The sequence below is a fragment of the Halomonas sp. AOP7-B1-5 genome, from assembly GCF_052353045.1.
Lineage (GTDB): Bacteria > Pseudomonadota > Gammaproteobacteria > Pseudomonadales > Halomonadaceae > Vreelandella > Vreelandella colorata.
Map to the genome: position 1 here is coordinate 1 of NZ_JBQTDC010000093.1, position 2,218 is coordinate 2,218.

The 2,218-nt window shown below is 44.8% G+C and carries 1 protein-coding gene and 1 pseudogene; both read left to right on the forward strand.

Translation table 11 applies throughout. The features are described from left to right. A pseudogene (locus tag ACT3XD_RS19465) lies at nt 1-1,263 on the forward strand (BREX-1 system adenine-specific DNA-methyltransferase PglX); the annotation flags it as partial. Between the two features lie 12 nt (nt 1,264-1,275). Further along, nucleotides 1,276-2,218 (forward strand): deoxyguanosinetriphosphate triphosphohydrolase family protein (locus ACT3XD_RS19470; protein WP_444280692.1); only part of this gene is annotated, 943 nt, incomplete at its 3' end.

The following is a 2,218-nucleotide window of genomic DNA, read 5'->3' on the forward strand; positions in this document are numbered from 1 at the left end:
ATGTGCATTCCCAAGGAAAATGAAAATTTATATCCATTGTTGTCCTTAACTAACTCTAAAGTTATTGAACAAATACTGGGGGTTTTTAGCCCCACGCTTGACTTTCACGAAGGCCCCTTAGGAAACGTCCCCGTGGTTTTCGGGGGCAGTAAAGAAGTTCTTTCAGAAAATTCAAAAGCTGCTGTTGCTATAGCCAAAAATGATTGGGACTCTCAAGAGATTTCGTGGGGTTTCAGTCGTTCTCCCTTAATCGACAAAGGGGAATATAAGAGCATGCAGAAAGTATATAGCTTGCAACGTGATTCTGGGGAGAAAGCCTCTCATCACCTTCTTGAAATTGAAGAGAAAAATAACCGAATACTTATAGAAGCATACGGTCTGGAGGAGGAGCTTTCTCCCGACGTTCCTCTTCAAGAAGTCACCCTAACCTGCAACCCCCATTACCGCTATGGCGGTAACCGCAGTGAGGAAGAGCTGGAAACGCTGCTGCAGTGCGACACAATCAAAGAGTTGGTGAGCTACGGTATCGGATGCATGATGGGCCGCTACTCACTGGACAAGCCCGGCCTAATTCTCGCCAGCCAGGGCGAAACCGTCCGCGACTACCTTTCCCAAATCCCCGAGCCAACCTTCGCTCCGGATAAAAACGCCATCATTCCGCTCACCGACCAAGAGTGGTTCCCTGACGACGCCACAAACCGCTTCCGTGACTTCGTCCGCACCGTCTGGGTCGAAGAGCACCTTCAGGAAAACCTCGACTTCGTGGCTGAGAGCCTCTGCCTGCATGCCATTAAGCCCAAGAAGGGAGAAGCCGCGCTGGAAACCATCCGCCGCTACCTGAGCACCCAGTTCTACAAGGATCACCTGCGCACTTACAAGAAACGCCCCATTTACTGGCTGTTTTCCTCCGGCAAGCAGAAAGCCTTCGAGTGCTTGGTTTACCTGCACCGCTACAACGAAAGCACCCTCGCCGAGATGCGCACCAACTACGTCATCCCGCTCACCACCAAGCTCGCCAGCTACGTGGAGAAACTAGAACAAGACAAAGACGCCAGCACCTCCGCCGCCGAGGCGAAACGCATCGAAAAAGAATTAAGCAAGCTCTACAAACAGCAAGCAGAACTCAACACCTTCGACGAGAAGCTGCGTCACTACGCCGACCAACGCATCTCGCTGGATCTGGATGATGGGGTGAAGGTGAACTATGGGAAGTTCGGGGATTTGTTGGCGGAAGTTAAAGTAGTGACTGGGAAAAATAAATAAAGGGGGTACAAAATGGACAGCGAAACACGTGAATTTGTTAGTCATAAAGAAAACGAAGCTAATAAACTTGATTATAGATTTTATAAAGAAGAGGATGCCCGTACATCAGAAACAAGAACTGAGTTTATGCGCGACTATGCTCGTGTACTTTACTCCTCTTCATTTAGGCGGCTGCAAGGAAAAATGCAGCTGCTCGGCGTAAATGAAACCGCTTTTAATAGAAATCGGTTAACCCATAGTTTAGAGGTTTCACAAATTGCAAGAGGTTTGGCTATTCAATTAGGTATAAAAAATACTGAGGTGGTAGAGACGTGCTCATTGATTCACGATATTGGTAATCCTCCTTTCGGACATTCAGGTGAAGTAACCCTCAACCTCTTGGTAGATGAGTCAGGAGGGTATGAAGGAAACGCTCAGGCATTTAGAGTTGTTCGTGAACTAGAAAAGAAACATCCTTCTTTTAATGGTTTAAATCTTACGCTTAGGACTTTATGGGGCATAACAAAATATTTTTACAGTCGAGATCAAAATCCAAAAAAATTCTTATACACTGAAGATTATAGCTTTCTACTGGAAAATTTAGATAGGCATGGCTTAGCTAAACAAAAAAGTATTGATATGCAGATAATGGACTTGTCAGATGAAATTGCTTATGCTGCTCATGACTTGGAAGATGCGCTGAGTTCTGGCTTGATTGTTATTGGCGAGCTTGTTTATGAATTTAAAATAAGCGATAAATTTTCTGGTTCGTATGAAGTCTTTAAAAATATTGTAAAGTCTACTCAGAGATATGCACAAAAAACTGGTTCTTTAGGTTCTTCTGAAGAGTACTCGATGGTTTTTAGAAAGGAGCTAACTTCTAAAATTGTAAGTACTTTGATGAAAGATGTTGGTCTGGTTTGGAAAGATGGCACTCAACAAATCGGTTACAAGCAACTTGGTAATTTAGCGCTAG